This window comes from Mycolicibacterium confluentis, assembly GCF_010729895.1.
Taxonomy (GTDB): Bacteria; Actinomycetota; Actinomycetes; order Mycobacteriales; family Mycobacteriaceae; genus Mycobacterium; species Mycobacterium confluentis.
Genome location: NZ_AP022612.1, coordinates 4,393,437 through 4,416,407, shown reverse-complemented (window position 1 = coordinate 4,416,407; position 22,971 = coordinate 4,393,437). Strand labels below are relative to the sequence as shown.

23 protein-coding genes are annotated in these 22,971 nt (G+C 68.2%); 13 read left to right on the top strand and 10 right to left on the bottom strand.

Translation table 11 applies throughout. From position 1 onward, the window contains the following. The first annotated feature begins 3 nt into the window (after nucleotides 1-3). The 6 genes from G6N34_RS20935 (at nucleotide 4) to G6N34_RS20910 (ending at nucleotide 5,337) form a co-directional block, all read left to right on the top strand. Nucleotides 4-222 carry a CbtB domain-containing protein gene (locus tag G6N34_RS20935; RefSeq protein WP_085151685.1) on the top strand — a complete coding sequence of 73 codons (219 nt, stop codon included), beginning with the start codon at nucleotides 4-6 and terminating at the stop codon, nucleotides 220-222. Further along, nucleotides 213-1,034, top strand: a complete 822-nt coding sequence (locus G6N34_RS20930; protein WP_085151684.1) for a CbtA family protein — start codon at nucleotides 213-215, stop codon at nucleotides 1,032-1,034. Before G6N34_RS20935 ends, G6N34_RS20930 begins: the two co-directional genes overlap by 10 nt. Nucleotides 1,035-1,262: 228 nt before the next feature. Continuing rightward, a complete protein-coding gene (gene dnaK, locus G6N34_RS20925; protein ID WP_085151683.1) occupies nucleotides 1,263-3,113 on the top strand; it encodes a molecular chaperone DnaK in 1,851 nt (616 codons plus the stop codon). Further along, nucleotides 3,110-3,727 carry a nucleotide exchange factor GrpE gene (gene grpE, locus G6N34_RS20920; protein WP_085151682.1) on the top strand — a complete coding sequence of 206 codons (618 nt, stop codon included), beginning with the start codon at nucleotides 3,110-3,112 and terminating at the stop codon, nucleotides 3,725-3,727. The genes dnaK and grpE overlap by 4 nt, the downstream gene beginning before the upstream one ends. A 38-nt stretch (nucleotides 3,728-3,765) precedes the next feature. After that, nucleotides 3,766-4,944: a molecular chaperone DnaJ gene (gene dnaJ / locus G6N34_RS20915; RefSeq protein ID WP_085151681.1), complete on the top strand. Its 1,179-nt coding sequence runs from the start codon at nucleotides 3,766-3,768 to the stop codon at nucleotides 4,942-4,944. Nucleotides 4,945-4,950: 6 nt separating this feature from the next. After that, a complete protein-coding gene (locus tag G6N34_RS20910) occupies nucleotides 4,951-5,337 on the top strand; it encodes a heat shock protein transcriptional repressor HspR (protein ID WP_085151680.1) in 387 nt (128 codons plus the stop codon). Here the strand turns inward: G6N34_RS20910 and G6N34_RS20905 are convergent. The 3 genes from G6N34_RS20905 to G6N34_RS20895 all read right to left on the bottom strand — a co-directional run bounded on the left by G6N34_RS20905 (nucleotide 5,334) and on the right by G6N34_RS20895 (nucleotide 7,724). Beyond that, on the bottom strand, nucleotides 5,334-6,224 hold the full coding sequence (locus tag G6N34_RS20905; RefSeq protein ID WP_085151679.1) for an aldose 1-epimerase: 891 nt from the start codon (nucleotides 6,222-6,224) through the stop codon (nucleotides 5,334-5,336). The two genes, G6N34_RS20910 and G6N34_RS20905, sit on opposite strands and share 4 nt — an antisense overlap. A 5-nt stretch (nucleotides 6,225-6,229) precedes the next feature. Further along, nucleotides 6,230-7,393 (bottom strand): FAD-binding oxidoreductase, encoded by a 1,164-nt coding sequence (locus tag G6N34_RS20900; protein ID WP_085151678.1) that lies wholly within the window; start codon nucleotides 7,391-7,393, stop codon nucleotides 6,230-6,232. A 100-nt stretch (nucleotides 7,394-7,493) separates the two neighbouring features. Beyond that, nucleotides 7,494-7,724, bottom strand: a complete 231-nt coding sequence (locus G6N34_RS20895) for a hypothetical protein (RefSeq protein WP_085151677.1) — start codon at nucleotides 7,722-7,724, stop codon at nucleotides 7,494-7,496. On the opposite strand from G6N34_RS20895, the gene G6N34_RS28325 reads away from it, so the two are divergent. Then, the gene (locus tag G6N34_RS28325) at nucleotides 7,717-7,842 is read left to right on the top strand and encodes a hypothetical protein (protein ID WP_264016729.1); all 126 of its coding nucleotides are present in this window, start codon (nucleotides 7,717-7,719) and stop codon (nucleotides 7,840-7,842) included. The two genes, G6N34_RS20895 and G6N34_RS28325, sit on opposite strands and share 8 nt — an antisense overlap. On the opposite strand, the gene G6N34_RS20890 is transcribed toward G6N34_RS28325, so the two are convergent. The 3 genes from G6N34_RS20890 to G6N34_RS20880 all read right to left on the bottom strand — a co-directional run bounded on the left by G6N34_RS20890 (nucleotide 7,830) and on the right by G6N34_RS20880 (nucleotide 9,518). After that, nucleotides 7,830-8,498: a GAP family protein gene (locus G6N34_RS20890; protein ID WP_085151676.1), complete on the bottom strand. Its 669-nt coding sequence runs from the start codon at nucleotides 8,496-8,498 to the stop codon at nucleotides 7,830-7,832. The two genes, G6N34_RS28325 and G6N34_RS20890, sit on opposite strands and share 13 nt — an antisense overlap. A gap of 9 nt (nucleotides 8,499-8,507) precedes the next feature. Further along, complete coding sequence (locus G6N34_RS20885; RefSeq protein ID WP_085151675.1) at nucleotides 8,508-8,834, bottom strand: hypothetical protein; 327 nt, start codon at nucleotides 8,832-8,834, stop codon at nucleotides 8,508-8,510. Nucleotides 8,835-8,900: 66 nt separating this feature from the next. Beyond that, nucleotides 8,901-9,518 (bottom strand): CYTH domain-containing protein, encoded by a 618-nt coding sequence (locus G6N34_RS20880; protein WP_085151674.1) that lies wholly within the window; start codon nucleotides 9,516-9,518, stop codon nucleotides 8,901-8,903. Nucleotides 9,519-9,704: 186 nt separating this feature from the next. On the opposite strand from G6N34_RS20880, the gene clpB reads away from it, so the two are divergent. The 4 genes from clpB (at nucleotide 9,705) to G6N34_RS20860 (ending at nucleotide 14,579) form a co-directional block, all read left to right on the top strand. Continuing rightward, nucleotides 9,705-12,251 carry an ATP-dependent chaperone ClpB gene (gene clpB / locus G6N34_RS20875; RefSeq protein WP_085151673.1) on the top strand — a complete coding sequence of 849 codons (2,547 nt, stop codon included), beginning with the start codon at nucleotides 9,705-9,707 and terminating at the stop codon, nucleotides 12,249-12,251. A gap of 137 nt (nucleotides 12,252-12,388) precedes the next feature. Continuing rightward, nucleotides 12,389-13,192 carry a trehalose monomycolate transport factor TtfA gene (gene ttfA / locus G6N34_RS20870; protein WP_085151672.1) on the top strand — a complete coding sequence of 268 codons (804 nt, stop codon included), beginning with the start codon at nucleotides 12,389-12,391 and terminating at the stop codon, nucleotides 13,190-13,192. A gap of 18 nt (nucleotides 13,193-13,210) precedes the next feature. Then, entirely contained in the window at nucleotides 13,211-13,768 is a 558-nt protein-coding gene (gene pyrE, locus G6N34_RS20865) for an orotate phosphoribosyltransferase (protein WP_109788474.1), read from the top strand. Then, nucleotides 13,761-14,579, top strand: a complete 819-nt coding sequence (locus G6N34_RS20860; protein WP_085151670.1) for a hypothetical protein — start codon at nucleotides 13,761-13,763, stop codon at nucleotides 14,577-14,579. The genes pyrE and G6N34_RS20860 overlap by 8 nt, the downstream gene beginning before the upstream one ends. Here the strand turns inward: G6N34_RS20860 and G6N34_RS20855 are convergent, their stop codons facing one another. The 4 genes from G6N34_RS20855 to G6N34_RS20840 all read right to left on the bottom strand — a co-directional run bounded on the left by G6N34_RS20855 (nucleotide 14,580) and on the right by G6N34_RS20840 (nucleotide 20,754). Beyond that, nucleotides 14,580-16,385 (bottom strand): bifunctional diguanylate cyclase/phosphodiesterase, encoded by a 1,806-nt coding sequence (locus G6N34_RS20855; protein WP_109788473.1) that lies wholly within the window; start codon nucleotides 16,383-16,385, stop codon nucleotides 14,580-14,582. It abuts the gene before it with no gap. An 81-nt stretch (nucleotides 16,386-16,466) separates the two neighbouring features. Continuing rightward, complete coding sequence (locus tag G6N34_RS20850; protein WP_085151668.1) at nucleotides 16,467-18,608, bottom strand: Rv1355c family protein; 2,142 nt, start codon at nucleotides 18,606-18,608, stop codon at nucleotides 16,467-16,469. Next, entirely contained in the window at nucleotides 18,605-20,029 is a 1,425-nt protein-coding gene (locus tag G6N34_RS20845; RefSeq protein ID WP_085151667.1) for a cytochrome P450, read from the bottom strand. Before G6N34_RS20845 ends, G6N34_RS20850 begins: the two co-directional genes overlap by 4 nt. After that, nucleotides 20,026-20,754 (bottom strand): hypothetical protein, encoded by a 729-nt coding sequence (locus G6N34_RS20840; protein ID WP_085151666.1) that lies wholly within the window; start codon nucleotides 20,752-20,754, stop codon nucleotides 20,026-20,028. The genes G6N34_RS20845 and G6N34_RS20840 overlap by 4 nt, the downstream gene beginning before the upstream one ends. 624 nt (nucleotides 20,755-21,378) lie before the next feature. On the opposite strand from G6N34_RS20840, the gene G6N34_RS20835 reads away from it, so the two are divergent. After that, nucleotides 21,379-22,308, top strand: a complete 930-nt coding sequence (locus tag G6N34_RS20835) for a hypothetical protein (protein ID WP_085151878.1) — start codon at nucleotides 21,379-21,381, stop codon at nucleotides 22,306-22,308. After that, on the top strand, nucleotides 22,305-22,961 hold the full coding sequence (locus tag G6N34_RS20830; RefSeq protein WP_085151665.1) for a TrmH family RNA methyltransferase: 657 nt from the start codon (nucleotides 22,305-22,307) through the stop codon (nucleotides 22,959-22,961). The genes G6N34_RS20835 and G6N34_RS20830 overlap by 4 nt, the downstream gene beginning before the upstream one ends. The last annotated feature ends 10 nt before the right edge of the window (nucleotides 22,962-22,971 follow it).

The window sequence follows — 22,971 nt, the reverse complement described above, 5'->3', positions numbered from 1 at the left end:
CACATGACCAACCTCAATCCCACCGTCGCCGTTCCGCGTGTCACCGTGCGCGCTGCCGCGTTGGCGGCCCCTGCTCGGCTGACGGCGATCACGATGCTCGCGCTGATCGCCTACTACTTCATCGGATTCGACCAGGGGGCGGTGTCGGTGTTCGGCTCGGACACCCACGTCCATGAGTTCCTCCACGACGCCCGTCACCTTCTGGGATTCCCATGCCACTGAACAGCGATATGCATCCGCTGCTCCGGTATCTGGTGCCCGGCGCGGTGGCCGGCGTCGCGGCGTTCGTGTTCAGCCGGGTTCTGATCGCGCCGTTGATCGGGGCCGCGGTGGACTACGAGGGTGAGCGTGAACACGCCGAGGAGCATCTCGGTGGCGGTCACGAACACGGTCATGAGCTGTTCACCCGTTCGGTGCAGGAGCACTTCGGCGCGGCCACGGGTGTCATCGCGTTCGCGATTGTGATGGGCGTGCTGTTCGCGGTCGCGTTCGGCCTTCTGCGCACGGTGTTGGAGCGTCGCGGATTCCGGCCCGATCCGGCCGCGCTGGCGCTGCTGCTCGCGGCGGGGATGTTCGTCGCGGTCGCGCTGATGCCGGGGCTGAAGTACCCCGCCAACCCGCCCAGTGTCGGCCTGGACGACACCGTGCCTGCGCGCAGTTCGGCGTTCCTGACCCTCGTGGCGGTCTCCGTGGTCGCCGCTTCAGTGGCGGTGGTCGCGGGTGCGGCGTGGGCGCGGCGGTGGGGCGGTTGGCGCGCGGGCGGGGTCGTGGTCGGCGGCTATCTGGCGGTGATGCTGTGCGCGATGGCGTTGTTACCGAGCTTCCACGAGGTGCCCGGGCCGGTTCGCGAGCCCGGGGGAGCACTGGTACTCGACGGCTTCCCGGCCGAGGTGTTGGCGGACTTCCGCGTTTTCACGCTGATGAACCAGGCGGTGATGTGGCTGGTCATCGGCGCGACGTCGGCCGGACTCGCGGCGCTGCACCGACGCGCATACGCGCAGGTGCGCAGTCCGGCCCACTCGACACCGGGGTAGCGCTGGCGCGCGGGACGGTCTCAGGCCCGATACGGCGGTTTCGCCGTTTCGGGCCTGTTTCATGTTCTCCAGTCCGCGCCGGGAACAAACTCGGCAATCGGCCTGTTAGACCAATCGACAACTTGAGTGAGTCAGACTCAACTTTGGCTTGACAGCCGGCCCCGTGAGGGAGCAGTCTTGAGCGAGGTTCACTCAGATCCTATTGAAGCTATACAGGAGGCAGTAACTATGGCTCGTGCGGTCGGAATCGACCTCGGGACCACCAACTCCGTCGTCTCAGTGCTCGAAGGTGGCGATCCGGTCGTCGTCGCCAACTCAGAGGGTTCCCGGACCACCCCGTCGGTCGTCGCGTTCGCGCGCAACGGCGAGGTGCTGGTCGGTCAGCCCGCCAAGAACCAGGCCGTCACCAACGTCGACCGAACCATCCGGTCGGTCAAGCGGCATGTGGGCACTGACTGGTCCATCAACATCGACGACAAGAACTACACCGCTCAGGAGATCAGCGCGCGCGTGCTGATGAAGCTCAAGCGCGACGCCGAGGCGTACCTCGGTGAGGACATCACCGACGCGGTCATCACCGTTCCCGCGTACTTCAACGACGCCCAGCGTCAGGCGACCAAGGAAGCCGGTCAGATCGCCGGCCTCAACGTCCTGCGCATCGTCAACGAGCCCACCGCGGCCGCCCTGGCCTACGGCCTGGACAAGGGCAGCAAGGAACAGACCATCCTGGTCTTCGACCTCGGTGGCGGCACGTTCGACGTCTCGCTGCTCGAGATCGGCGACGGTGTCGTCGAGGTCCGCGCCACCTCGGGTGACAACCACCTCGGCGGTGACGATTGGGACGACCGCATCGTCGAATGGCTCGTCGACAAGTTCAAGAGCACCAGCGGCATCGACCTGACCAAGGACAAGATGGCGATGCAGCGCCTGCGCGAGGCTGCTGAGAAGGCCAAGATCGAGCTGTCCAGCTCGCAGAGCACCTCGATCAACCTGCCCTACATCACGGTCGACGCGGACAAGAACCCGTTGTTCCTCGACGAGCAGCTGACCCGCTCGGAGTTCCAGAAGATCACGCAGGATCTGCTGGACCGTACGCGCAAGCCGTTCCAGCAGGTGATCAAGGACGCCGGCATCGCCGTCGGCGACATCGACCACGTCGTGCTGGTGGGTGGTTCCACCCGTATGCCCGCGGTCACCGATCTGGTCAAGGAGCTCACCGGGGGCCGCGAGCCCAACAAGGGCGTCAACCCCGACGAGGTTGTCGCCGTGGGTGCCGCGCTGCAGGCCGGCGTGCTCAAGGGTGAGGTGAAAGACGTTCTGCTGCTTGACGTCACGCCGCTGTCGCTGGGCATCGAGACCAAGGGTGGCGTGATGACCAAGCTCATCGAGCGCAACACCACGATCCCGACGAAGCGGTCGGAGACCTTCACCACGGCCGACGACAACCAGCCGTCGGTGCAGATCCAGGTCTATCAGGGTGAGCGCGAGATCGCGGCGCACAACAAGCTGCTCGGCAGCTTCGAGCTGACCGGCATCCCGCCGGCTCCGCGCGGCGTCCCGCAGATCGAGGTCACCTTCGACATCGACGCCAACGGCATCGTGCACGTCACGGCCAAGGACAAGGGCACCGGCAAGGAGAACACGATCAAGATCCAGGAGGGCTCCGGCCTGTCCAAGGAGGAGATCGACCGGATGATCAAGGACGCCGAGGCGCACGCCGAGGAGGACCGCAAGCGTCGCGAAGAGGCTGACGTCCGCAACCAGGCCGAGTCGCTGGTCTACCAGACGGAGAAGTTCGTCTCCGAGCAGCGTGAGGCCGAGGGCGGCTCCAAGGTTCCCGAGGAGACCCTGACCAAGGTCGACGCCGCGATCGCCGAGGCCAAGTCGGCCCTCGAAGGCACCGACATCTCGGCTATCAAGGCCGCGATGGAGAAGCTGGGCGTCGAATCCCAGGCTCTGGGCCAGGCCATCTACGAGGCCACTCAGGCTGAGCAGGGCGGCGCAGGCGGTGCGGGCGCACCGGCCGACGACAATGTCGTCGACGCCGAGGTTGTCGAGGATGACCAGGAGAAGAAGTGAGCGAACGGGATTCGTCGGAGCCGGTGACCGTAACCGATAAGCGGCGCCTCGATCCCGAGACCGGTGAAGTTCGTGACGCCGCCTCCGCCCCGGCCCCCAGTGGGCCGGAGGCGGAGGCGGGCGCTCCGTCCGACACCGGCGAGGTCGCCGATCTCAAGAGCACACTGCAGCGCGTCAAGGCGGAGTACGACAACTACCGCAAGCGCTCATTGCGCCAGGAGCAGGCCGCCGGTGACCGGGCCAAGGCGAGTGTCGTCAGCCAGCTGCTGCCGATCCTCGACGACCTTGACCGGGCCCGAAGCCACGGAGACCTCGAGACCGGGCCGCTCAAGGCGGTGGCCGACAAGCTGACCGCGACTCTGGAAGGGTTGGGGCTGTCCGCTTTCGGCGCCGAGGGCGACGAGTTCGACCCCGCGTTGCACGAGGCTGTGCAGCACGAGGGCGACGGCGCGAACCCGGTGATCGGGACCGTCATGCGCCAGGGCTACCGGCTTGGCGAACAGGTCCTGCGGCACGCGATGGTCGGCGTGGTCGATTCGGTGGGGGAAGCCGAACCCGCCGACACGGCCGACAACGCCCCCGTTGCGGACCAGCAGGCCCCAGAATCGGAATGAGAAGAACACGTTGAACACAGGTGAGGAGGTGACGTGCGGTGGCCCAACGCGAATGGGTTGAGAAGGACTTCTATAAGGAACTGGGCGTCACCTCCGACGCCAGCAAGGATGAGATCAAGCGCGCTGCGCGCAAGATCCTCGCCGACAATCACCCCGACCGGAACCCGGGCAACACCGAGGCCGAGGAGAAGTACAAGGCCGCGTCCGAGGCCAAGGAGGTTCTGACCGACGACGCCAAGCGCAAGGAGTACGACGAGACCCGTCGACTCTTCGCCGGAGGCGGATTCGGCAGGCGCGGCGGCGGCTTCCCCGGCGGTGGCGGCGGTTTCGGCGGTGACGGTGTCGAGTTCAATCTCGGCGACCTGTTCGACGCCGCGGGACAGACCGGTGGCACCAACATCGGTGACCTGTTCGGTGGACTGTTCGGCCGGGGCGCACAACCCCGCCCGAGTCGTCCGCGCCGCGGCAACGACCTGGAGACCGAGACCGAACTCGACTTCCTCGAGGCCACCAAGGGCGTGGCGATGCCGTTGCGGCTCACCAGTCCTGCGCCCTGCACCAACTGCCACGGCAGCGGTGCGCGGCCGGGCACCAGCCCGAAGGTCTGCGCGAACTGCAACGGTGCCGGCGTGGTCAACCGCAACCAGGGGGCGTTCGGGTTCTCCGAGCCCTGCACGGAATGCCGTGGCAGCGGGTCGATCATCGAGCACCCCTGCGACGAGTGCCACGGCACCGGAGTCACCACGCGGACGCGGACCATCAACGTCCGCATCCCTCCCGGTGTCGAGGACGGCCAGCGGATTCGGTTGGCGGGGCAGGGTGAAGCCGGACTGCGCGGTGCGCCGTCGGGCGACCTGTACGTCACGGTCCATGTCCGGCCCGACAAGGTGTTCGGCCGCGACGGTGACGACCTGACTGTCGCCGTCCCCGTGAGCTTCTCCGAGTTGGCGTTGGGCACAACCCTTTCCGTGCCGACGCTGGAGGGCAAGGTGGGCGTGCGAGTGCCAAAGGGCACCGCCGACGGTCGAATCCTCCGAGTCCGCGGACGGGGTGTGCCCAAACGCAGTGGCGGCCATGGTGACCTGCTGGTCACGGTCAAGGTCGCGGTGCCGCCGCATCTCGAAGGTGAAGCGCTCGAAGCGCTCGAGGCCTATGCTGCCGCCGAACGGGCCAGCGGGTTCGATCCGCGTGCGGGCTGGGCGGGGAATCGGATGTGATGTGCAATGAGCAAGTCAGAGCGAGATGAGGCGCGGACGTTCCTGATCTCGGTTGCGGCCGAGTTGGCTGGTATGCATGCGCAGACGCTGCGCACCTACGACCGGCTGGGGCTGGTCTCACCGAGTCGCAGTTCCGGTGGCGGACGCCGCTATTCGGAGCGTGACGTCGACCTGCTGCGTGAGGTGCAGCGCCTGTCCCAGGACGAAGGCGTGAACCTGGCGGGCATCAAGCGCATCATCGAACTCACCAACCACGTCGAGGCGCTCAAGTCTCGGATGTCCGAGATGGCCGCGGAGATCGACACCTTGCGGGCCAACCAGCGCCGCGAGGCCTCCAAGTCCACGCCGTCGACGGCCGTGGTGGTGTGGCAACCTCGGCAGTCCCGCCGCTAAACCCCTATCGAGAACTGCGCGACCGCGGGTGTCCCCGGTCGCGCAGTGTCGTATCCACCCCCGGTCAGCGCGTCGGTGGGCGCTGCCATGGGTTCGAAGCAGATGACGTCCTCGCTGGCCGGGGCGAAGATCTGGGCGGCCGGGTAACCGCGGTCGAATCGCACCGTGATCCGTCGTCCGCCACCGGAGACCGCGAACACCGCACCCTCGGCGACCTCGTCGTAGCCGTCGTCGAAAGTCCTGTCGGCCAGGGGTTCTGACGCCGCGGGCTGGAGTCGGGTGGCGCCTGTCGGCAGGCCTCGGTCGTCGACCTCGAGGTGGCGAAGCGGTGGCGTCTCGACGGTCCACTCGGCGCGCGGCACACCGGGCAGTCGCAGATAGGGATGGAAGCCGAAGCACAGTGGCACAGGTCGGTCGGCAGTGGCGGTCACGACGGTTCGAATGCTCAGAGTGCGCTCGCGCAGAGTCGCCGTGATCTCAAGGGTGTGCGGAAACGGGAAGCTGGCCAACAGTTCCGGCGTTGCCGCGAAATCGTATTCGGCCACCAACCGATCCGCGGTCTCGGCGCGCACCCGCCAGTCCGGGCGGGCGGCCAGCAGGCCGTGGATGGGCAGTCCGTGCTCGTCGGTGCGGACGCCCGCAGCGCCCTCGGCGATCTCGACGGTGTCGTGGCCCACCCGGTAGGTGCGCGCGCTGAGTCGGTTGGCCCACGGATGCAGCAACGGCAGGCCCATGGTCTTGCCTGCCGACAGGTAGGCGTCGAGTCCGCGGCGCTGTCCAAGCAGTTCGACTCCGTCGTCGGCCAGCGAGATGCCGATCATGCCTGCGCCGGGCACGAACTGGGCCGTCACCGGCGCGGTCTGGTCCTGCAGGGTGACGACGTGCATGCGGGTCAGCCCGTCGTCGGATCGTGCTGGATGCGTTCCGGCGGAGCGCCTTTGGCGACGAGCGCGGCCGTGGTGGCGGTAATCATCCCCGGGCTGCCACTGATCAGGATCTGCCGATCGCCCCACCCGCCGTAGCGCGTCACCACGTCGGGGAGCAGACCGGTCTGCCGAACATGCAGCCCGCGCGGCGGCTGCGGGTCGGGGTAGTCGGCCGCCCAGGGGGGATCGGTGGAGTACTCGGCGACCGGCGTCACCGACAGCCACGGGTTGTTGGCGGCGATCTCCCACAGGGTCCGCAGGTCATACAGTTCGCATGGGTAGCGCGCGCCGAAGAACAGGTGCACGCGCGGATTGTCGCCGTACCGCGACAGATCCATGAGGATCGCCCGCAGCGGCGCCAGGCCGGTGCTGCCCGCCACCATCAGGATGTCGCCGTCGTCGCGATTGACCTGCATGGCGCCATGTGGGCTCGAGAGCCGCCAGACGTCACCCGGCCGAGTCTCGGCGACGACCGCATTGCTGACCATGCCCCCGGACACCGCGCGCACGTGGAACTCGATGCGCCCGTCGGGTTGGGCGGGTATCGACGGGGACAGGTATCGCCACCGCCGCGGGCACTGGGGCACCTCGACCTGAACGTACTGCCCGGGGTGATAGTCGAGGGGCGAGTCGAGTTGAAGGCGGACGACGGCCAGGTCCCGGGACACCCGGTGGTGTTCGAGCACCGTGCCCTCCCACCAGCCCCGCCCCGGCTCGGCCTGGGCCGCCCCGCTCATCACCCCGGCGATGAAGTTGATCGCCTGCCGGGCCGCGTCGTCGACCTCATCGGTCCACTGCTCTTCGAGGTCGCTGTTCAGCGTGGCGTACAGCGCATGCGCCATGGTCTCGTAATGCTCTTGCGTGACACCGTATCTGCGGTGATCGCGGCCGAGTTGGGCCAGGAACGCGACGGGCTCCTCGGCACGCTGGGCGATGAATTCGCCCAGCACCCAGTCCAACACCTGCCGGAACACCTTGCGCTGGTCTGTCATGTCGGGCGGGAACAGGTCACGCACCGGGGGGTCGATCGCGAACCAGCAGGTGTAGAACCGCCCGATCAACTCCTCGGCGTCCGGCCTGATGACAGCGTCGCGCAGGACGGCGAGTGCATCACGGTCTTCCAGGCCCACGATGCCCGATCTTAGGCGCTGCTGCGCCGTTGTCTCAGCGCAGCCACGGCGATGAGCCAGGAACAGCCCACCCGCAGGTACCTCAGCAGGGCTGTGATGGTCACCGACGCCACTGCGGAGACGCGAACAGCGTTCCGATCTGGAGCCAGGTCTGGTTGCGGAACGCCAGCACCAACACGATGCCGGGCAGCAGGCCGGCCAGGGCCAGTGGCAGTGCGGCGGCGGGCGGGGGTCCGGCGACGCCGATCGGCACGCCGTTGGGTTTCGACGGGGCAGCGGGCAGCGCGAACGCGATGAAGATCAGTGACAGCAGGAGCGTCAGGTTGACCACGATGCCGACGGCCTTGGCGGCCGCGGGCGGTTCATGGCGGATGATCGCCCCCAGCGTGCAGCGCTATCCCACCGCAGACATCGACGAACTCAGTCTGCCTGAGGGTTACAGGCCGTGAATCCCCTTGTACAGCACCAGAAGTCCGATCACGATCAGGATTGCGGCCACCAGTGCTGAATTGTGCTTCTCCATCCAGGCCTTGAGGCGCTCGAGCGTCGGGTCCAGGCGCTCACCCGAGAATGTGTAGGCGAGGATCGGCAGGGCCACCGTCGAGGCGGAGACCGCGACGAAGATGATCGCCGCCGCCGGGACAGCGCTGCCGAGGCCGGCGGTCCCGATGGCGAAACCCGCGGCGGCGCAGATGAAGAGCACCTTCGGGTTGGCGACGGACAACAGCGCGCCCAACACCAGCGCTTTGCCGGGGCGCGCGCTCGTGAGATGCGCGGTGCCCGGCATCTGATGCGGTTTGCTGTGCCGGGTGAACCATCGGTACAGGCCGAACACGATCAGCGCCGCGCCGATCACCACACGCGCCACCGACGCCCACGCCGGGGGCTTGTCGTGCATGCCGCCCAGCAGTCCGGAGATTCCGATGAACAGCGCGGTCAGCGTCGCCAGTCCCACGACCCAGCCGGCCAGGAAAGCCAAGCCGGTGGGGCGCGGTCGCGGACTGTGCAGTACGAGCACCGCGGGAATGATCGACAGCGGGGACAGCGCGATGACCGCTGCGAGCGGGATCAGTTCCGTCAGTCCCGAGCCAAGGCTGTTTGACACGGGGTGAACCTATCTCGGCTGTACCGAACTGCCGCGACCCGCGTCGGCGCGCCGCAGCGTCCATGCGGGCACCCAGTGCGTGACCGCCCGCCGCGCGCTTCCGTAGTCGATCTCGTAGGTCACCAGTCCCCACCAGTCGCCCTGCTCACACAGGCCCCAGCAGCTGAGCCTGCCCTCGACCACCTTGTGCATCTGCAGACCGTGCGGGTGATAGCGGCCGGTTCGGTGCGGTTCGCGGGGAAACAGCACCGTGAGGTCGACGAGCACCGGCAGCGGGGGACGCACCACGCGAAACGGGTCGCGCAGTGGCTGCCCGTGATACGGCGACGCACCCATTCTTCGATCATATGTTCGAATCGACCCGCCACCAATTGCCGGATCCGTCGCGGTCGGGAGCCCCGCTCAGGTGCCTTCGAACTGATTCTGTCCCAGGCTGTTCACGAACCGCGGGCCGACGAGGTCCAGCTCGTCGCGGTAGCCCTGCGCCCACGTGCTGAATGGATGGTGGGCCAGATGCTCGTTGCGGAAGCGGTCGTCCTCGGAGACCTCGGTGGTGCAGAACGAGGGGATCGCGAGGTCGACGACGGGGGAGTTGCGCTCCACCTCGGCGAGCATCAGGGGAGCGTTGCCCGCCAGGAACCGGTCGATGATCCAGCCGTCCTCGCCCAGCCAGATCGAGGTCCGGATCTTGAGGACGACGTGCTCGGCCCGCGACACGATCTGGCCGGCGACCAGCGGATCGAGGTCACGCTCGGCCTCATAACGGGTGCCGCCCGCAGCGGGTCCCTTGGCGGTCATGGTCCCGATCGCCTCGTCGCCCAGGGCTGTGACCAGTTCGGCGGGGCTGGCGTCCAGTTCCACCGGCGCCGGTCCCTGCAGGCGGACCCGCACCGCGTAGCCGTCGGCCGCGAACAGGTACGCCTGCGCGATCAGGGAGGGGCTGGGGTCGGACGCTGCCACGGCCGGAAAGTCCTGGACGAAGAACTTCCGCTCGAACTCGAAGTCGCCGGAGTCGGACATGACCCGACGTTATCCCGGCCGCACTGGTCGCGCTGGTGACGGCGCGCCGGAACGGGTGCCGTAGAACTGCTGGCGAAGAAGTTAAAGTTGAGCGGAACAGACTCAACCCTTGACGGCGTTGACAAAGGGGACAAGCATTTAACGGAGCCGCATACCGGCTCCTCGCATGAAAGAAATGGAGGTGTCGTGGACTCGTTCAACCCCACCACGAAGACCCAGGCGGCGTTGACGTCTGCGTTGCAGGCGGCCACGGTCGCCGGTAACCCGCAGATCGCCCCGGCCCACCTGTTGATGGCACTGCTGACTCAGAATGACGGCATCGCCGCTCCACTGCTGGAGGCGGTTGGAGTCGAGCCCGCGACCATCCGCACCGAGGCGCAGCGCCTGCTCGACAGGCTCCCCAGCGCCACCGGCGCCAACTCCACACCGCAGTTGGCACCCGACTCGATCTCGGCGATCACGGCCGCGACGCATCTGGCCACCGAGATGGACGACGAGTACGTCTCGACCGAGCACCTGCTGGTCGGCCTGGCCACGGGCAGTGGCGAGGTGGCCAAGCTGCTGACCGGCCACGGCGCCTCACCCGAGGCGTTGCGCGAGGCGTTCGTCAAGGTCCGCGGAAGTGCGCGCGTCACGAGCGCCGATCCCGAGGGCACCTATCAGGCGCTGGAGAAGTACTCGACCGATCTGACCGCGCGCGCGCGGGAGGGCAAGCTCGACCCGGTGATCGGGCGTGACACCGAGATCCGTCGCGTGATCCAGGTGCTGAGCCGTCGCACCAAGAACAACCCGGTGCTCATCGGCGAACCCGGCGTCGGCAAGACCGCCATCGTCGAGGGCCTGGCGCAGCGCATCGTGGCCGGGGACGTGCCGGAGAGCCTGCGCGACAAGACCGTCATCAGCCTGGACCTCGGTTCCATGGTGGCCGGTGCGAAGTACCGCGGCGAGTTCGAGGAGCGCCTCAAGGCCGTCCTCGACGACATCAAGAACTCGGCCGGTCAGGTCATCACGTTCATCGACGAACTGCACACGATCGTCGGCGCCGGTGCCACCGGTGAGGGCGCGATGGACGCGGGCAACATGATCAAGCCCATGCTGGCCCGCGGTGAACTGCGTCTGGTCGGTGCCACCACGCTCGACGAGTACCGCAAGTACATCGAGAAGGACGCGGCGTTGGAACGCCGGTTCCAGCAGGTGCTGGTCGGCGAGCCCTCGGTCGAGGACACGGTCGGCATCCTGCGTGGCCTCAAGGAGCGCTACGAGGTGCACCACGGTGTGCGGATCACGGACTCCGCGCTGGTGGCCGCCGCCACCCTGAGCGACCGCTACATCACCAGCCGCTTCCTGCCGGACAAGGCCATCGACCTGGTCGATGAGGCCGCATCCCGGCTGCGGATGGAGATCGACTCGCGGCCCGTCGAGATCGACGAGGTCGAACGTGTCGTGCGGCGCCTGGAGATCGAGGAGATGGCACTGGCCAAGGAGGAGGACGACGCCTCCAAGGAGCGCCTGGAGAAACTGCGCTCCGAACTGGCCGACAAGAAGGAGCAGTTGTCCGAGCTGACCACGCGGTGGCAGAACGAGAAGAACGCGATCGATATCGTCCGCGGCCTCAAGGAACAGCTCGAGACGCTGCGCGGCGAGGCCGACCGCGCCGAACGCGACGGTGACCTGGCCAAGGCCGCCGAGCTGCGCTACGGCCGGATCCCGGAGGTCGAGAAGAAGCTCGACGCCGCGGAACCGACCGCGAGAGCCCAGGAAAATCAGATGCTCAAGGAGGAGGTCGGACCCGACGACGTCGCCGACGTGGTCGCGGCATGGACCGGCATCCCGGCCGGACGCCTGATGGAGGGTGAGACCGCCAAGCTCCTGCGCATGGAGGAGGAGCTGGGCCGCAGGGTCGTCGGGCAGAAGAAGGCCGTCACCGCGGTCTCGGATGCGGTGCGCCGCAGCCGGGCCGGCGTGGCCGACCCGAACCGCCCGACGGGCTCGTTCCTGTTCCTCGGCCCGACCGGCGTGGGTAAGACCGAGCTGGCCAAGGCGCTCGCGGACTTCCTGTTCGACGACGAGCGCGCCATGACCCGCATCGACATGAGCGAGTACGGCGAGAAGCACTCGGTGGCCCGACTGGTCGGCGCCCCGCCCGGATACATCGGCTACGACCAGGGCGGTCAGCTCACCGAGTCGGTGCGGCGTCGGCCGTACACCGTGGTGCTGTTCGACGAGGTCGAGAAGGCGCACCCGGATGTGTTCGACGTGCTGTTGCAGGTGCTCGACGAGGGTCGGCTGACCGACGGTCAGGGACGCACGGTCGACTTCCGCAACACGATCCTGATCCTGACCTCGAACCTGGGGTCGGGTGGCAACGAGGAGCAGGTCATGGCGGCGGTGCGCTCGGCGTTCAAGCCCGAGTTCATCAACCGCCTGGACGACGTGCTCATCTTCGAGGGGCTCAAGCCCGAGGAGTTGGTCGAGATCGTCGACATCCAGCTGGCTCAGCTGCAGAAGCGGTTGGCGCAGCGCCGGCTCACGCTGGAGGTGTCGGTGCCCGCCAAGCAGTGGCTGGCCCAGCGCGGATTCGACCCGGTCTACGGTGCCCGCCCGCTGCGCCGCCTGGTGCAGCAGGCCATCGGCGACCAGCTCGCCAAGATGTTGCTGGCAGGTGAGGTGCACGACGGAGACACCGTCCCGGTGAACGTGAGCCCGGACGGAGACAGCCTGATCCTGGGCTGATCCACCCGCCGAGCAGACACAGAATTGTGCCGAGGAGCCCTCGGGTATGCGATTCTGTGTCTGCTCGCGGGGTTCTTAACGGGGTTGTGACCCGCGGATATTCTCTCTTCGGGCACTCAGCAGATAGGCTAGGCGCAATGGTCCCGCTCTGGTTCACGCTGTCCGCACTCTGTTTCGTGGGTGCGGCTGTGCTGCTCTATGTCGACATCGATCGGCGTCGAGGGCTCGGCCGTCGCCGGAAGTCCTGGGCTCGGTCCCACGGCTTCGACTACGAGCCGGAGTCCACCGAGGTGCTTCAGCGCTGGAAGCGCGGGGTGATGTCCACCGTCGGCGACGTGACCGCACGCAACGTCGTGCTCGGTCAGATCCGCGGTGAGGCCGTCTTCGTCTTCGACCTCGACGACGTCGCCACCGTGATCGCCCTGCACCGCAAAGTCGGCACCAGCGTCGTCGTCGACCTGCGCCTCAAGGGCATCAAGGAGCCGCGCGAGAACGACATCTGGCTGCTCGGCGCGATCGGACCGCGCATGGTGTACTCCACCAACCTCGACGCCGCACGGCGCGCCTGCGACCGCCGGATGGTCACGTTCGCCCACACCGCGCCGGACTGCGCGGAGATCATGTGGAACGAGGAGAACTGGACCCTGGTCGCCATGCCGATCTCCAGCACCCGCGCGCAGTGGGACGAGGGGTTGCGCACCGTCCGTCAGTTCAACGACCTGCTGCGGGTGCTGCCCCCGACCGCGCAGAAGGCCATCGCTGCGCCGCGTCGCACCTCGGCCCCCGGTCGGCCGCTGGCGCCCGCCGGACGCTCGGAGATGTCTGCGCCCGCGCGTGCAGGCGCCCCCGCCGGTCGGCCCGATCCGGGCAGGCCTGCAGAACCGGTCCGTCGGATGCCGCCGCCGCGCAACGGCAGGCAGGCCCCCCACTATCAGCGATAGTCCGGCACTGTTGTGACTCTGACACCTGAACTCTCGGCGCCCGAGCGTGCCGAACTCGCCGCACTGGTGCGCGAGCTCTCCGTGGTCCGCGGGAAGGTCGTGCTGTCCTCCGGCAAGGAATCCGACTACTACGTCGACCTGCGCCGCGCGACGCTGCACCACCGCGCGTCACGCCTGATCGGCTCGCTGATGCGTGAACTGACCGCGGACTGGGACTACGCGGCCGCGGGCGGTCTGACCCTGGGCGCGGACCCAGTCGCCACCGCGATCATGCACGCACCCGGCCGGCCCATCAACGCGTTCGTGGTCCGCAAGTCCGCGAAAGCCCATGGCATGCAACGCCTCATCGAAGGTTTCGACGTTGCGGGGCAGCGGGTTCTGGTGGTCGAGGACACCAGCACCACCGGCGCATCACCGTTGACCGCGGTCCGCGCGGTGCGGGAGAGTGGCGGCGAAGTGGTTGGCGTGGCAACCGTCGTCGACCGTGCCACCGGAGCCGCCGAGATCATCGAGGCCGAAGGGCTGCCCTACCGCAGCGTGCTCGGCCTGGCTGATCTCGGACTGGCCGATGGCTGACCGGTACGGTCGCAAGCCACGGCCGCAGCGCACGCAGCGTCCCGCGAAACGCGATCCCGTCGAGACCGCCGAACTGGGCGACCAGCACTGGGATGACGTCGTCGACGTGGTGTGCGCGGGTTCCGCGGTGGCCACCGCCGCGGCCCTGGCCGCCGTCCGACTGGGTCTTCGGGTGCGCCTGGCGGCATCCTCCGACACCGTCGACGAGGACACCGCGACCTATCTGAGCTCGGTCACCGATGACCTCGCCGACCCGTCCCCCGAGGGTGTGGGGCCGGAACTCCCGGTCCGGCAGGTCGACGGCCCGCCCGGTCAGTCCGATCAGAACCCCTCGGGCGCAGTGACATTCATGGGGGCGTCGTTGCGCACGTGGGCGGCGAAGTGCGTGACCGCCCCGGGTGGGGTGCTGTCGACGTCAGTCGCCGACCCGCGGATGACCACCCGGTACACCGGGTTCGGTCGGGTGACCGAAGTGATTCCGGTCTGCGAGGTCACCGCCGGCGCGGATCTGCCGCCGTTCGAGCAGTGGCTGGACGACCAGGCGGACGACGAGGATGCGCCCACGACGTCAGAGGACATCTTGGCGGGCCTGGTGTTCGACGACGGACGGGTGACCGGCGCGGTCCTCGACACCCCCGACGGGTTACGCACCGTTCGCGCCAAATACGGTGTCGTGCTGGCCCTCAACGATGGCGCAGACCTGACCTGGCCCAGCGCGGGCGTACCCGACGGCGCAACCGTGGACCTGGCGTTCGTGACGATGGCGGCGAGTCGATTCGCCCGGCTGGAACTCCTGGTCACCGGGGACTGATCAGCCCGACACGGGCGCGGCCACCTCGAACGGAAGGTCGATGCGACCCTTCGCGAACAGAGCCTCCATCGCGGCCCCCTCCAGGGGACGCGACAGCAGGTAGCCCTGCGCGCGGTGGCACCGGTGCTCGGCCAGCGTCCGCGCCGCGGAGACGGTCTCGACGCCCTCGGCCACAACGCCCAGACCGAAGGCCTCGGCGAGCGCGATGATGGCCCGCACGATCGCCAGATCGCCTGCGTTGGAACCGAGTTCACGCACAAAGCTCTTGTCGATCTTGACGGTGTCGACGGGCAGTGACTTCAGGTGTGACAGCACGCTGTAACCGGTACCGAAGTCGTCGATGGCGATCTGCACGCCCACGGCCTTGAGTGCGGCCAGCGTGATGCGTGCGGTCTCGATGTCCTGCACCACGAGGCTCTCGGTGATCTCCAGGCACACCGAGTCGCCCGAGAGGTCGAACTCCCGCAGGATCTCCCCGACCGTGTCGGCGAATCCCTCGGCGACCAACTGCACGGGGGAGACGTTCACGCGCAGCACCGCATTGAGCCCCACGCCCTTTGAGCGCCAGCGTCCGAACTCCGCGCAGGCCGTGCGCATCACCCAGCGGCCGAGTTCGCCTGCGAGGTTGATCGACTCGGCCACGCCGATGAACGAATCGGGGAACAGCAGTCCCCGGGTTGGATGCTGCCAGCGCACCAGCGCCTCGGTGGCCAGCACATCGCCTGTGCACACGTCGATTTCGGGCAGATAGTGCAGGACCAGGGCGCCGCTCTCGATGACACCCTGCAGGTGGAGTTCGATGTCGTTGCGGAAGGCCGTCCGAATGGACAGATCCTCGGAGAACACCGCAATCTTGTTGCCGCCGGCGTCTTTCGCCTCGAGCACGGCCTGATCTGCCTTGCGCAGGAGGTCCGATGCGGAGTCCACGCCCGGATGTCCCAGTGCCACACCGACACTGACGGTGCGGGTGAGCATCTCGCCGTCGATCGACACGCGCTCGCGCAGCGCGGACTGCAGTCTCTGGCCCAGCGCCTCGGCCTCGGTGGTGTCCATCGAGCTGTCGGGGACCACCACGAACTCGTCGCCGCCGAGGCGTGCGATCAGGCAGTCGTCGGCGGTTTTGGTGCGCAGTCGCTCGGCGAACACCCGGATGAACCGGTCACCGGCATTGTGGCCGAGATAGTCGTTGACGGCCTTGAGTCGGTCGAGGTCGAGGAACAGCACGGTCACCGGGCCCGAGTGGTCGGGGCCCAACCGCTCCTCGAGGTGCGCCACCAGGGCACGCCGGTTGTACACGCCGGTCAGGTCATCGTGCTCGGCGAGGTAGCGCAACTGCTCCTCAGCCAGGATGCGCCCCTGCAACTGGGCGAACAGCGATCCGATGGCCTCCAGGGCGTTGAGTTCGGCCTGCAGCCATTCGCGATCGCCGAACTTGACGAATCCCAGCACGCCGGTGGTGACGTCGCCCGAAACCAGCGGCGCCGCTGCCATCGAGATGTCGGGTACGCCACCGCCGCCCTCGATGGTCTGGCGGTACTCGTCGGTGGCGGGTTCGGGCCGGAAAACCTGCGGCTTCTTGCTGTGCTCGGAGATCTTGAACACCGGATCGGCGTCCGCGAAGTAGATCACCCGCAGCGGGTCCGGGTCAGGGACGAAGGGCCGAGGAGGCCACTCGGCGACCAGGATGGACGCGTGGATCTCATGGTCGTTGTGGCGCAGAAAGCTCACGTCCACATCGAAATAGGCCACCAGATCGGCCAGGATGCGCTCGCTGACCTCGGCCGCGTTGGCGGCATTGGCTGCCATCAGCTGAGTGGCGACGGCGGTGACGACGAGGTCGAGACTTCGCGTCACAGCTTGTTGCCCCCTGAGTCGGTTCGATGCCTGTCATCCATTGTCTTGATTCTGAGGTGATCTCGCCAGTCTGCGCCGCCTGCTGCGCAGGGTGGTCGCCGGGGCATAGGAGAACCGCAGCAGCAGCGCCAGGCCGTCGTCAGGCCCGACGCCGACGCACGAGCGGAACTCCGCCGACAGTTGTTCGAGGTCGGAGGCGAAGGCAGGCGAGAGCATCCGAAGTTCGTCGGCGGTGTGCGCATGCAGGAACACCGGAGAGATGGGCTGCACGGCAAGCCCGTGCTGGGCCGCCGCGATCCAGACGGCCTCGGTGGCGGCACCGCCCCGGGCGTAGTCGAGCAGCGTCCGCCCCTCGACGGAGACGAGGCCCAGGGCCGAACTGGACCGCACCCGTTCGGCGACGTCGTCGCCCAGCGCGGATCCGGCGTCCCACTGGGCCAGGTGTGCCATCACATCGGGTCTGCGGAGCACATCCAACACCGCGAGGTCGCTCTCGTCGAGACCCAGCGTGAGGACGTCGATGCCGGAGTCCGGGTCCGGATCACCGGGCCAGCGCAGTTCGCCGATCATCTCCTCGTGCAGCAGCGGTGTCAGGTACCGGATGCGGTCGGTCGCGGCGAGGATCCGGGTGAGCGCCATCGTCTCGTCGTCGCCGGTGACGAGCCGAAGCCGGCCGCCCTCGGACTCTGCCGCACGCTCCAGGGCTGCGCCGGTGTCGTCGTCGAGCGCCTTCCCGGACCCACGGTGCCGGTTGGTCTCTCGGCTGCGCATCGTCTCGTACAGCGCCGCCAACGCGGGGTTGGATTCAGTGCCCAGTCGCAGGGTCGCCACCAGTGGGCTCTGGTCGTCCTGCCGCCAGGTCACCGGACCCAGCACGTGATGCGTCGCGGCGGCGATGCGTGCGTTGAACATCGCCGCGCCCACCGCGACGGCGCTGCCGCGCGAGTCCACGTTGATGCTCGAGGCGTACTCGGGGGCCAACCGCACGGTGACCGAATCCGGTCGTGCAGCAATGTGCCATGGCTGGGCGTTGCCTCCTGACGGCGCCAGGTTGGCGGCCTCGGCGATCAGGACGGCGACATCGGGTTGCTGTGTCCCGGGGTCCGTCGCGATGTCGTCGACCGGCGTGGGCGCCGCTGCGGACAGGGGGTCCTCGAGGTTGTCGAGCGCGCCCGCCACGTCGATCCTGCTGCGGCCAGAGGGCAGGGGCTCGGCGAGCCCGATCCGGCGCACGGCCTCGGCGATCGTGGTGGCCCCGAGCACGACATCGCCGGCGAGTTGGGGCCACGTGGTCAGGGTGCGGCCCACCTCGACCATCGACGCGGCGGCACGCGGGGAGGCGCGTGGCACGTCGAGATGTCCGAGCATGTGCGGGATCTTGTCGCGCGCCGACATCCCAGCCAGCAGTTCGGAATCGACGGAGCCCAGCAGTCCGTGCAGGATCGGGCGCTCCGGATCGAGGTCGAACCGCTCGATGTCGATCAACCCGCGGTCGCTGGTCGCCATCACGACCGGAAGCCTTCGGCGTCGAGCCACCTCGCGCACGACGGCCTTGATGTCGAGCGAATCACACTCCTCCACCACGACATCGACACCGTCGAGGAAGTCCTCGACGGTGTCGGCGGTCACGCCTCGGGGTTGTACGTCGATGACCAGATAGGGGTCGAGTTCGGCGATGCGGCGCGCGGTCACGACCGCCTTGTTGACGCCGAGGTCCAGCACCGTGGCCGGAACCCGGTTCAGATTCGACAGTTCCATCTCGTCGAAGTCGGCCAATCGCAGCCCACCGCACAGCCCTTGGGCCGCCAGGGTGTGCGCGATGACGTGACCGACCGACAGCCCGGCCACCGCGACCGTGAGCGTGCTGAGCAGATCCTGCTCGGCGGACGTGATCAGGTTGCGGTTGCGGTCGAGCCGCAACGCGCGAAAACCACGTGGTCCCAGCACCGCAACGACACTGCGTCGCCACGGGTAGTGCACCCAGCGGATCGGTTCGGCGAGCACCTCGGCGGGCACGGCCGGGCGCAGTTCGGCCAAGCCTGCCCGTTGTGCCGCCGTGTGGTCGACGAATTCCACCCGTGGGTCGTCGCGCAGTTCGGCCAGCCTTTGACTGTCCTGTGCCACATGCTCATCGAGCACGATCGGACGCCACGCGACGACCTCGGACTCCGTCATGGGCGCCGCCGCACGCGTGCCCGCACCGGGCCGTCGGCGACCAGGGTGAAATGCACCGCGAGCGGGAATGTCTCGTCGGTTGAGTGGATTTCGACCTCCCGGAGCAGAGTTGCCAACGCCAGCGTGGCCTCCATCATCGCGAAGTGGTCGCCGATGCACGAGCGCGCTCCGCCGCCGAACGGCAGGTACTGCCACCTGTCCCGGCCCGCCGATCGGCTGCTGCTGAATCGGCTGGGGTCGAATGCCAGTGGGTTGTCCCAGAGCGCGGGATCCCGTTGCACCGCCATGCGACCGAACGCCAGCGTGGTGCCCGCGGGAACACGATACCCGCCGACTTCGAGATCACGGGTGGCGGTGCGGGTTCCGGTCGGCGCGGGCGGGCACAGCCGCAGCGCCTCCTTGACGACCTGCGAGGTGTACTCGAGCGCGGGCAGGTCCGCCGAGGTGAGCTCGTGATCACCCAGCGCCGCGACCTCGGCGGCCACCTGGTCCTGGACGGCCAGGTGGCGGCCCAGCTGCCACAGCGCGTACGTGATCGTCGTCGCGACGGTGTCGTGACCCGCGAACAGGAAGATGATCAGCTCGTCGCGGATCTCGCGGTCGGTGAGCCCGCGCCCCGTCTCGGGGTCGGTCGCCGCCAGCAGTGCCTGCACCAGGGGTGCGTCCCGGTTGGGGTCTGCGCGGCAGGCCTGCAGGATGTCGTCGGCCAACCGGTGCAGTTCCGCGCTCGCCTGGCGAGCGCGGCGCCGCGCCGGGGTGGGCAGCCAGGCCGGTGCGCGCAGTGGCCTCAGGGCCCGCCGCACGGCGTGCGTCATCGCGACCTGCAGGGGCTCCTCGATGCGCTCGGCCTGATCGTCGAGATCCAGTCCGAACACCGACTTGCCGAGCGTGCGCAGCGTCAGCTTGCGGCACTCCTGTCCGAGGTCGATCTCCGAGCCGTCCTCCCACTGTCGGCCGACTGAGGACGCCGCGGCCGTCACGTGTCCGCACAGGGCACTGATGCGCGCCTTGGTGAACACGGGCTGGATCGTGCGACGCCGGGGCAGCCAGCGGTCGTGTGGCAGGTCGACAAGGTTCTCGCCGAGCACAGCCCGCAGTTCGGCGAACACCGGCGACATCTTGTCGACCGTGCCGTCCCGCACCGCGAGCACGTCACGGATGGCCTGCGGCGAGGTGGCCAGCACGATCGGCGGCATGAGCCAGCGCGGGCCCAGCACGATCTTGGTCACGGGCCCGCCCGCGTCGCGGAGCAGTTCGGTGCCCGTGTGATACGACTTCACGGCCGCCAACCGCTGGCGATAGGGCAGTGGGTTCAGCGGAGCCTCGGGCAGCGTCTCGACGGTGGGCGCGGCGACGGGCGCGCGGCGCGTGGTGACGGGTGCGCGGCGCGTGGTGACGGGCTGGGGCAGGATCGCGGTCATGCCAGGGCTCCTTCGCGGCCCGTGGCCTCCCGAAGCATCGCGGTTTCGCGAAGGATCTTCGCAAGCTGCTCAGGCTCGGCGTGCTGGGTGAAGGTGCGGCGGTCCCACCACATCATCTTCGTCTTGTACCGCTCGTCGGGATATGGCGTCGGCGGGATGTGCGCGGCCACCACGCCGCCGGAGGACCTCCAGCGGTCAAGGATGTACTCACCGGCGGTGGCCATGCAGAACTGGATGTCCATCATCGCCATGGCATGGAATCCCGACCGGGCGATGACCTTCGTCAGGCTGCGGGCCCGGTTGGGGTCGTCGGCGACCCAGGCCGTCTTCATCTCGAGGATTCCGAAGGGGGCGCGGTCGTCGATCATCTTGCGGACCGTCTCCAGGCCGGGCTGGCCGTCCCACTCCACGACGGCATGGGAGTCGTCGGCATTGCGCAGCGGCCCCTTGGCCCGGACGCCGGAGACGATCCGGCCGGTATCGTCGATGGCGACGAAGAATAGGACGGTGTCTGAACCGTCTCGAATCTCGTCCAGGTCGAGTGCGCACTCGACACCGTGCTTGCAGTAGCTGCGCTCTGCGCCAGCGAGGTACTCGTTCCATAATTCAGGTTCGTCTTGGGGCCGGGCGAGCAGCAGTGTGCACTCGGTGTCGGCATCCCACCATTGGGTGCTGGCGTCAAGGCGAAGAACATGTGCGGGGAATTCGACTTGGCGAAGATTCACTTGTTTCCTGTCGTAGGGTCAGCCCCACACTGAGGTTGTGTCGAGCTGACGGTTTCTTTGCGCGCCCCCCCAACGTGCTAATAAGCACCTCCAATTATCGCGCGATCCCTGGCATAAGTCGGACTATTCCCGCTGTTCAGGGCGTAATTGGGGGGTATTCGCTGCTGGCGCGCGTCCAGATCGTTACCCAAAATTGACGCGAGCAATCGCACACGGCTGCGGAATGCGTACCCAGGTCACTCTTTGAGCAACGATTCAAGGCCGCGTCAAAATTTGCGAAATCTGCAAGGACCCGTAGATTTCGATCAGCGAACCCTGCGCTCGCACATGTGGGACGACTGTCCCACATGTGAAGTGGTGGTTCGGATCACACTCCCGGCAGCCGGGACGCGTGCGGCGCCCGGGCTGTCGGCCGCGGCGTCGACACCGGCCTGGGGCGCCTGTCGCAGAGTCCGGGCCAATACCGTCTCGGTGTTTGCTGGCTCTGCGCGTTCGTGGCCCATGAGACGGTTGCGTCTACAGTGCATCGGGAGTCTGCCGCGGAGCAGATCGAGGTGCAACACGAAGTCGCTGGAGTCGAGGGTGCAAACCATACGGAGGTTCCGGGGTCGCCTCGCGGCCACGCTGCGGACGCCCTTGGTGGGCCTCACGGTGGTGGCCCTGGTCCTGTCCGGGTGCTCGGCCGACGACGGTGACACCGCGCAGACCTACGGCGCCCCGACCGCACGCGTAGGTGAATCCCAGACCGTCCTCGGGTGGAACGTCCTGGTGGCCAACCTGCGATTCGCGGCCGACTACGTGCTCGTCGACGTCGACGCCGCGCCCTCCGATCCGGGCGCCCCGCACGCCAAGCCGGAGGACCTCCGCTTCGGCCTCTACGGCGCGCTGCTGCACCCGATCGAGGCGACGGGGATCGGCAGTTGTCAGCGGGTCCAGGGCTCCGATCTGTCGCCCCTGGCGGCGCGGGAGGGCGGCCGGGTGTCAGGCACGGTGTGCCTGGGCCCCATCCGGGACAGATCGCAGGTGCGCGGGGTCCACGTCTACTCACCGCGGGACCGCATCCCCTCCACGGTGGTCGCGTATCCCGCGGCGTTCCCGGTCGGCCTGCCCGAGACGAACGGCGCCGACACCGGTCTGGTGCTGCGTACCACCAGCGCCGAGGCATGGCGCGCCGACGGTGAACCCCTGACCCCGGCCGCCCTCGGCGATCCGACCGCGTTCGAGGGCCGGGGCTACATGCTTCTCGGCCTGCAGATCAGCGGCATCGCCGAGCGGTATCGAGACGACTCGGCGCAGCGTGGCGGTCCGATGATGGTCGTGGTCGCACCGACGCTGCCTCCGCCCGGATTGAGTGCGGCGTGCTCGACCTACGGCGCCTCGGTTCTGGTGCTGCCGGACTCCTCACTGGACTCCGTGCGCGTCGACGCATCGCTGTGCACCCAGGGTGAGATCAACGCCGCGGTGCTCTACGCGACAGTCTCGGTCGTCGGCACCCATGCCGCGCTGTGGACTGCTGCGGCGGAGGATCTCAGCTCCGAGACGGGCGCCCCGTGACCGCGCCGGGCCCGACCGAATGGGGAACTGGGACCAACGGCGTCGGACCGTGGGCCGACGAGCACGGCACGGCATCGCCTGACGACCCGCGGTATGACCCGGAACTGCTGCGTGACGGCGATGCCCGTAACGTCGTCGACGCCTACCGATACTGGACGCGTGAGGCGATCATCGCCGACATCGACACCCGCAGGCACCGACTGCACATCGCGATCGAGAACTTCGGCAGCGACGCCAACATCGGCGGTGTGGTGCGCACCGCCAACGCATTCGCCGTCGACACCGTGCACATCGTCGGACGCCGCCGGTGGAACCGCCGCGGCGCCATGGTGACCGACCGCTACCAGCGGCTGCAGCATCACGACACCACCGCGGAGCTTCTCGAGTTCGCAGGCGCCACTGGGCTTTCGGTGGTGGCCGTCGACAACGTCCCGGGCGCGGTGCGACTCGAGGAGACCCAGTTGCCGCGGGACTGCCTCATGGTGTTCGGCCAGGAGGGGCCGGGTATCTCGGCCGAGGCGGCCGCGGGCGCCGCCATGATCGTCTCGATCGCGCAGTTCGGTTCGACGCGCAGCATCAACGCATCGGTGGCCGCGGGGATCGCGATGCACACCTGGTTGACCCAATGGGGTGACCTCAGCCACGCCTGGTAGGGCAGGATGC

What these genes read in the sequence shown, in the direction of transcription:
- G6N34_RS20935 (WP_085151685.1), top strand. Translation starts at nt 4, where the DNA reads ATGACCAACCTCAATCCCACCGTCGCCGTTCCGCGTGTCACCGTGCGC.
- G6N34_RS20930 (WP_085151684.1), top strand. Translation starts at nt 213, where the DNA reads ATGCCACTGAACAGCGATATGCATCCGCTGCTCCGGTATCTGGTGCCC.
- dnaK (WP_085151683.1), top strand. Translation starts at nt 1,263, where the DNA reads ATGGCTCGTGCGGTCGGAATCGACCTCGGGACCACCAACTCCGTCGTC.
- G6N34_RS20910 (WP_085151680.1), top strand. Translation starts at nt 4,951, where the DNA reads ATGAGCAAGTCAGAGCGAGATGAGGCGCGGACGTTCCTGATCTCGGTT.
- G6N34_RS20905 (WP_085151679.1), bottom strand. Translation starts at nt 6,224, where the DNA reads ATGCACGTCGTCACCCTGCAGGACCAGACCGCGCCGGTGACGGCCCAG.
- G6N34_RS20885 (WP_085151675.1), bottom strand. Translation starts at nt 8,834, where the DNA reads ATGGGTGCGTCGCCGTATCACGGGCAGCCACTGCGCGACCCGTTTCGC.
- G6N34_RS20880 (WP_085151674.1), bottom strand. Translation starts at nt 9,518, where the DNA reads ATGTCCGACTCCGGCGACTTCGAGTTCGAGCGGAAGTTCTTCGTCCAG.
- ttfA (WP_085151672.1), top strand. Translation starts at nt 12,389, where the DNA reads ATGGTCCCGCTCTGGTTCACGCTGTCCGCACTCTGTTTCGTGGGTGCG.
- G6N34_RS20860 (WP_085151670.1), top strand. Translation starts at nt 13,761, where the DNA reads ATGGCTGACCGGTACGGTCGCAAGCCACGGCCGCAGCGCACGCAGCGT.
- G6N34_RS20855 (WP_109788473.1), bottom strand. Translation starts at nt 16,385, where the DNA reads ATGGCAGCCAATGCCGCCAACGCGGCCGAGGTCAGCGAGCGCATCCTG.
- G6N34_RS20850 (WP_085151668.1), bottom strand. Translation starts at nt 18,608, where the DNA reads ATGACGGAGTCCGAGGTCGTCGCGTGGCGTCCGATCGTGCTCGATGAG.
- G6N34_RS20845 (WP_085151667.1), bottom strand. Translation starts at nt 20,029, where the DNA reads ATGACCGCGATCCTGCCCCAGCCCGTCACCACGCGCCGCGCACCCGTC.